At 63.0% G+C, this 6,694-nt stretch carries 4 protein-coding genes; 1 reads left to right on the plus strand and 3 read right to left on the minus strand.

Translation table 11 applies throughout. The annotated features are described in order from the left end of the window. Positions 1-47 precede the first annotated feature (47 nt). The 3 genes from JQ558_RS36030 to JQ558_RS36040 form a co-directional block, all read right to left on the minus strand. The gene (locus JQ558_RS36030; protein WP_212296636.1) at positions 48-848 is read right to left on the minus strand and encodes a xanthine dehydrogenase family protein subunit M; all 801 of its coding nucleotides are present in this window, start codon (positions 846-848) and stop codon (positions 48-50) included. Between the two features lie 13 nt (positions 849-861). Then, on the minus strand, positions 862-3,201 hold the full coding sequence (locus tag JQ558_RS36035; protein ID WP_212214834.1) for a xanthine dehydrogenase family protein molybdopterin-binding subunit: 2,340 nt from the start codon (positions 3,199-3,201) through the stop codon (positions 862-864). Positions 3,202-3,285: 84 nt separating this feature from the next. Further along, positions 3,286-3,771: a (2Fe-2S)-binding protein gene (locus JQ558_RS36040; protein WP_212296637.1), complete on the minus strand. Its 486-nt coding sequence runs from the start codon at positions 3,769-3,771 to the stop codon at positions 3,286-3,288. A gap of 484 nt (positions 3,772-4,255) precedes the next feature. Here JQ558_RS36040 and JQ558_RS36045 point away from each other — a divergent pair, with 484 nt between their 5' ends. Further along, positions 4,256-6,226 (plus strand): methyl-accepting chemotaxis protein, encoded by a 1,971-nt coding sequence (locus JQ558_RS36045; protein WP_212296639.1) that lies wholly within the window; start codon positions 4,256-4,258, stop codon positions 6,224-6,226. Positions 6,227-6,694 lie beyond the last annotated feature (468 nt).

The following is a 6,694-nucleotide window of genomic DNA, read 5'->3' on the forward strand; positions in this document are numbered from 1 at the left end:
GCGCATCGCTGCGCGCCGCTTGCATGGGAACTTGTGTTTTGACGCTATTAGCCCGCCGCAGTCACCGCGCGTTGCGCCATTACCTTGACCAGGTTGGCGCGATAGGCGGCGGAGCCGTGGATATCGGCGAGCATGCCGCTGTCGGAGACCTTGACGCTATCGAGCGCGCCCGCTGACCAGTTCGCCTTCAGCGCGGCCTCGATCGCCGGTACCCGCATGACGCCGTTTTGCGATGCACCTGTTGCCGCAACCCTGACGTCACCGGCCTTGGTCTTGGTCACGAACACGCCGGTCAGCGCGAAGCGTGAGGCGGGATGGCGCATCTTCTCGTAACCAGCCTTGGCCGGCACCGGGAACGACACCGCGGTAATGATCTCGCCGTCTTCCAGCGCCGTCGTGAACAGGCCCTTGAAGAAATCATCCGCCGCGATCGAGCGCTTGTTGGTTTTCACCGTGGCGCCGAGCGAGACCAATGCCGCGGGAAAATCCGCCGCCGGGTCGTTGTTGGCAATCGAGCCGCCGATCGTGCCGCGGTGTCGTACCGCGGGATCGCCGAGCACGGACGTGAGATAGGCGATCGCCGGGATCGACTTCTTCACATCAGCGCTTTGCATGATGTCGAAATAGGTCGTGGCCGCCTTGATAACAAGCGTATCGCCTGACGCTTCAATCCCGATCAGCTCCTTGATCTTACCGAGATCGATCACGTCGGACGGCGCGGCCAGCCGCTGCTTCATCACGGGAATCAGCGTATGGCCGCCGGCGAGATATTTCGAATCCGAGCCTTTGCCGAAAAGCGCCACGGCTTCGTCGACCGAGGAGGGGCGATGATAAGTGGTCTCGTACATTGTTCTCTCCCTCTCAACCGTGAATGGCGTGCCAGACGCGATCGGGCGTCGCCGGCATTTCGAGTTTGTTGTTGCCGATCGCATCCGTGATCGCGTTGATCACCGCGGCCGATGCACCGATCGCGCCGGCTTCGCCGCAGCCCTTGACGCCGAGCGGGTTGCCCGGACACAGCGTCGTGGTGTGGTTCAGTTTGAACGACGGCAGATCGTCGGCGCGCGGCATGGCGTAATCCATGAACGACGCCGTCAGCAGCTGACCCGAACTGTCATACGCAGCGCCTTCCAGCAGTGCCTGGCCGATGCCCTGGGCGAGACCGCCATGGACCTGACCTTCGACGATCATCGGGTTGATCAGCCGGCCGAAATCGTCCGCCGCCACGAAGTTGACGAAGGAGGTCTTGCCGGTGGCGGCGTCGACCTCGAGTTCGCAGATATAGGCGCCGGCCGGGAAGGTGAAGTTGGTCGGGTCGTAGAACGCGCCCTCCTTCAGGCCCGGCTCCATGCCGTCGGGCAGATTGTGCGCCGTGTAGGCGGCGAGCGCGACCATCGGCAGCGCGATCGACTTGTCGGTGCCGGTGACTTTGAACTCGCCGTTTTCGATCACGATGTCGCTTTCGGAGGCTTCGAGCGCATGGGCTGCGATCTTCTTGGCCTTGGCCTCGACCTTCTCCATCGCTTTGAGGATCGCGGTCAGGCCGACGGCGGCCGAGCGCGAACCGTAGGTGCCCATGCCGAACTGCACCTTGTCGGTGTCGCCATGGACGATCTGCACCTGGCTGATGGGAACGCCGAGGCGTTCGGCCACCAGCTGGCAGAAGGTGGTTTCATGGCCCTGGCCGTGGCTGTGCGAGCCGGTGAGGATCTCGATGGTGCCGACCGGGTTGACGCGGACCTCAGCGGATTCCCACAGGCCGACGCCGGCCCCTAAGCTGCCGACCGCTTTCGACGGCGCGATGCCGCAGGCCTCGATGTAACAGGAGAGGCCGATGCCGCGCAGCTTGCCTTCGGACTTGGCTTTCGCCTTGCGCGCCGGGAAGCCGGCGTAGTCGATCGCCTTCATCGCCGAGTCGAGCGAGGCGCCGAAATCGCCGATATCGTAGGCCATGATGACAGGCGTCTGATGCGGAAATTGCGTGATGAAGTTCTTGCGGCGCAATTCCGCCGGATCGACCTTCAACTGCCGCGCCGCCGTCTCCAGCAGCCGTTCCACCACGAAACTCGCTTCGGGCCGGCCCGCGCCGCGATAGGCGTCGACCGGGGTGGTGTTGGTGTAGACGCTGATCACCTCGGCGAAGATGTTGGGTATGTTGTACTGGCCCGACAACAGCGTCGCGTAGAGATAGGTCGGCACCGACGACGAGAACAGCGACATGTAGGCGCCGAGATTGGCATAGGTCTTGACGCGCAAGCCGGTGATCTTGTTGTTGGCGTCGAGCGCAAGTTCGGCATTGGTCAGGTGATCGCGGCCATGGGCGTCGGTCAGGAAGGCCTCGGTGCGATCGCCGGTCCACTTCACCGGACGCCCCACCTTCTTGGAGGCCCACAGCGCCACCATCTCCTCCGGGTAGATGAAGATCTTGGAGCCGAAGCCGCCGCCGACGTCGGGCGCCACCACCCGCAATTTGTGCTCCGGGGCGATGTTATAGAACGCCGACAACACGAGACGGGCGACATGCGGATTTTGCGAGGTCGTATAGAGCGTGAAGTGCTCTTCCGCCTCATTATACTCGCCGATCGCCGCCCGCGGCTCCATCGCGTTCGGCACCAAGCGGTTGTTGGTGATGTCGAGCGAAACCACGTTGGCCGCCGCTTTGAACGCGGCTTCGGTCGCGGCCTCGTCGCCGATCGTCCAGTCGTAGATCACGTTGCCGGGCGCTTCCGGGTGAAGCTGCGGCGCGCCTTGCTTGATGGCCGCGCGAATATCTGATGCGGCCGGGAGTTCTTCGTAATTGACGACGACGGCTTCGGCGGCGTCCTTGGCCTGGTTCTTGGTCTCGGCGATCACGACCGCGACCGCCTGGCCGACGAAGCGCACGGTCTCCGGCGCCATCGCCGGCCATGCGCCCATCTTCATGCCGGTGCCATCCTTCGAGGTGATGGCCCAGCCGCAAATCAGATTGCCGACCTTGTCGTCGACGATCTGCTGGCCGGTCAGGACGCCGACCACGCCGGGCATGTCCTTTGCCGCTGACGTATCGATGCTCTTTACCTTGGCGTGGGCGTGCGGGCTGCGGATGAAGTGCGCGTGGGTCAGGCCCACAATCTTGATGTCGTCGACGTAACGGCCCTTGCCGGTAATGAAACGGCGGTCTTCCTTGCGCACAACGCTTGCGCCAATGCCTTCAACGCCCATGTCCTGTCCTCCCGACCGGAATTATTGTTCCCGCCATTTCCATCGAAACGCGGTCTTGGATTCAGTCTTGGTGGTCTGCGGCGGCTATTCAGCCGCCTGCGAGACCTTCATGCGGCCGGCCGCATCGAGCACCGCCTTGACGATGTTGTGGTAGCCGGTGCAGCGGCAGATGTTGCCTTCCAGCTCCTGCCGGACGGTTTCCTCGTCGAGCTTGGCACCATGGCGGTGCACGATATCGATCGACGACATGATCATGCCCGGGGTGCAATAACCGCACTGCAGGCCGTGATTGTCGCGGAACGCCGCCTGCATCGGGTGCAATTCGTCGCCCTTCGAGATGCCCTCGATGGTGGTGACGTTGGACCCGGCGGCCTGGCCGGCCAGCACGGTGCAGGATTTGACCGCCCGGCCGTCGATATGGACGACGCAGGCGCCGCACTGGCTGGTATCACAGCCGACATGGGTGCCGGTCAGGTTCAGGTTTTCGCGCAAGAGATGGACGAGGAGGGTCCGGTCCTCGACGTCGGCTGAGACAGCCTTGCCGTTCACCGTCAATTTGATGGTAGACACGCGTGATACCTCCCGATGTTTTATAATTATTCCAATTAGAAACACGGGCGAGGGAACTTGCAACTAGGATTTTGGTCGCCCCTGTCATTGTGATGACATCCTCGCGGCGACGCGGCGTCGGTCAGCCGATTCTTCGGCCGTCTCCAGCGGGCGAGTCGAGCTGTAGCCAAAGCGCTGCGCGTGGCGGAAGGTAGATTGACGGGATCGCGTCCACCCCGCACCGCATCATACTTTCGGAGACCGTCCGGGCCCCAAAGGGGGACCGAGACAAAAAAAGCATGCTTCCGGCCGTGCAACCCAAGGGGAATGGGACCGGAATTTACGCACCCTTATCCATTGTGCCTTAGTTTTGCGCACTGGATCGGGGGCAGCGCCTCCCGATCCGGGTTTTCAGAACGAAAACGGGGGGCTTGAGGTGGGATTTAAGAAACGTACGGGCTTGTTCTCGATCAAACTCCCAACCTTTCGATTCCGCGCCAAGATCATGCTTGGCTTTGCCGTGACGCTGGCCATCTCGGCGGCCAGCATGGCCTTTGCCTTTCTCGGGTTTGAACACGTTTCCGCAGGCGTGGACGCCTACCGGCGCAGCGTGCAGGAAGCCGACCTGGCGCGCGACATCGACCGCGAGCTGATTTCCTATAGTTCGCTCGCCCGCTATTTCGTGGTCACGGCCAAGGAAGAGGATGGCAAAGCGGCGCTGACGGCCGAAGCCAGCCTGAAGGCAGCCATTATTGCCTCGATGAAGGGCACCACCGATCCGGGCCGGCTTGAACAGCTCGCCAAGCTGGAGCGGGAATTCCGCGCCTTTGCCAAGATCTTTGCCGACGTCGTCAAGGTCAAGGACGAAAGCGCGCGGATCACCCAGAACCAGCTCACGCGCAGCGGCATGTCGCTGCACTACAAGCTCGACGATCTCCCCAGCAACGCCGAGGAGTCCGAGCAGCAGGTCATCAGTCTTGGCACGAAGAAGGTCTACGAGCAGTTTCAGGCCGTCACCGGGCTGGTCAACACGTTCGTCATCAATGCCGACAAGGCGGTGGCCGCCAGCGCGTTGGCGCGTCTGAAATTCGTCGAGAACTCGCTCAAATCGATTTCCTCGAAGACTGACAAGGTCGTGGCTGACCTCAAGGAGTCCGCCGGGCTTCTGGAAGCCTACCGGGAGGCGCTGGCCAAGCTGATTCACAACGCCAAGGAAATCGACGATCTGACGCTCGACATGACGGATTCCGCCACTGCGATCAGCAAGGGCGCCGCCGTCATGAAGTCCAGCCTGCTGGCCGATCAGAAGCGGCTCGAGGCCGAGTCGAACGCGAGCATCGGCGAAACCGAACGGCTGATCCTGATCCTGGCGGCGGGCGGCTTCCTGCTCGGCTGTATCTGGGCGTTCTTCCTCGGCAAGGGCATTTCCAAGCCGATGATCGCAATGTGCAAGGCGATGCGTGAACTCGCCGCCGGCAATTTCGACGTCGTGCTGCCCGGCCTCGGGCGCAAGGACGAACTTGGCGAAATGGCCAGCGCGGTCGAGGAGTTCAAGGTCCAGGCGGTCGCCAAGGCCGAACGCGACGCCGCCACGCAAGAGGCGCAGAACAAGGCGAGCAGCGCCGCGCGCCGCGCCGAACTCATTCGCTTTGCCGACGAATTCGAGGCCGCGGTGGGCGCCATCGTCTCCAACGTTTCGGCCTCGGCCGTGCAGCTGGAAGCCTCCGCGGGAACGTTGACGCGAACCGCGGAAACCACCCAGAGCCTGTCGAGCCAGGTCGCCGGCGCTTCGGAACAGGCGTCCGGCAACATGCAATCGGTGGCATCCGCGACCGAGGAGCTGTCGGCCTCCGTCGACGAGATCGGCCGCCGCGTCAAGGAATCCAGCCAGATTGCGGAAGCCGCGGTGCGCCAGGCCGAACAGACCGATAACCGCATCGGAAAACTGTCGCGCGCAGCACAGGAGATCGGTGACGTGGTCAAGCTGATCACGGCGATTGCCGAGCAGACCAATTTGCTGGCGCTGAACGCGACCATCGAGGCGGCCCGCGCCGGTGATGCCGGCCGCGGCTTTGCCGTCGTTGCCTCCGAGGTCAAGTCGCTCGCCAGCCAGACCGCAAAGGCGACCGACGAGATCTCCAATCACATCTCGGGCATGCAGGGCGCGACCCAGGAATCGGTCGCCGCGATCAAGGAAATCGGCGGCACCATCGGCAAGATCTCCGACATCGCCACGACGATTGCGGACGCGGTCGAGCAGCAGAGCTCGGCGACCCAGGAAATCGCACGCAGCGTCCAGAACGTCGCGCAAGGCACCGAGGAAGCCGCCGCCAGCATCATGCAGGTCAACCGCGGCGCGACCGAGACCGGTACGGCCTCGGAAGAGGTGCTGCATTCGGCACGCACGCTGTCGAGCGAAAGCACGCGGCTGCGCGAAGAGCTCGACCGCTTCATGGCGAACATCCGCGCGGCGTGAGACCATCGCCAAACACCGGCGTCGTCCCGGCCTTGAGCCGGGACCCATACGCCGCGGCTTCTCGGTGAGACTGTCACGTTAGTTACTCTGCGCTACAATGGGCGCCGCGGCGTATGGGTCCCGGCCCCCCGTGCGCAATTGCGCACTAGGCCGGGACGACGATGGATGGGATCGCTTCCGCCCAGTCGCTGCCCTCACAATCGCAAATGTCGTCGTCGCCTGCGACAAAACAACCCGACGGGCAAATCAATTCCGTTTTACAGAAGTCGTGTCAAGTAGAAAAGTTCTGTAAATCAAAAATATTTCTGTTGTCGGCCAGCCCAAATCAGTGCGCATCTATCGCCATCCCGCCCTGGTCAGAAGGGCGTCGGCCGTCGTCACGGACGTTGGGCGGGTTGCGGTGGACGCTGGTTTACGCCTCGACGACGGCGTGGATAAGCGTACGGCAAAACCGTGTGGTCCTGGCGC

It is taken from the genome of Bradyrhizobium sp. AUGA SZCCT0160, from assembly GCF_018130105.1.
Lineage (GTDB): Bacteria > Pseudomonadota > Alphaproteobacteria > Rhizobiales > Xanthobacteraceae > Bradyrhizobium.

What these genes read in the sequence shown, in the direction of transcription:
- JQ558_RS36030 (WP_212296636.1), bottom strand. Translation starts at nt 848, where the DNA reads ATGTACGAGACCACTTATCATCGCCCCTCCTCGGTCGACGAAGCCGTG.
- JQ558_RS36035 (WP_212214834.1), bottom strand. Translation starts at nt 3,201, where the DNA reads ATGGGCGTTGAAGGCATTGGCGCAAGCGTTGTGCGCAAGGAAGACCGC.
- JQ558_RS36045 (WP_212296639.1), top strand. Translation starts at nt 4,256, where the DNA reads ATGCTTGGCTTTGCCGTGACGCTGGCCATCTCGGCGGCCAGCATGGCC.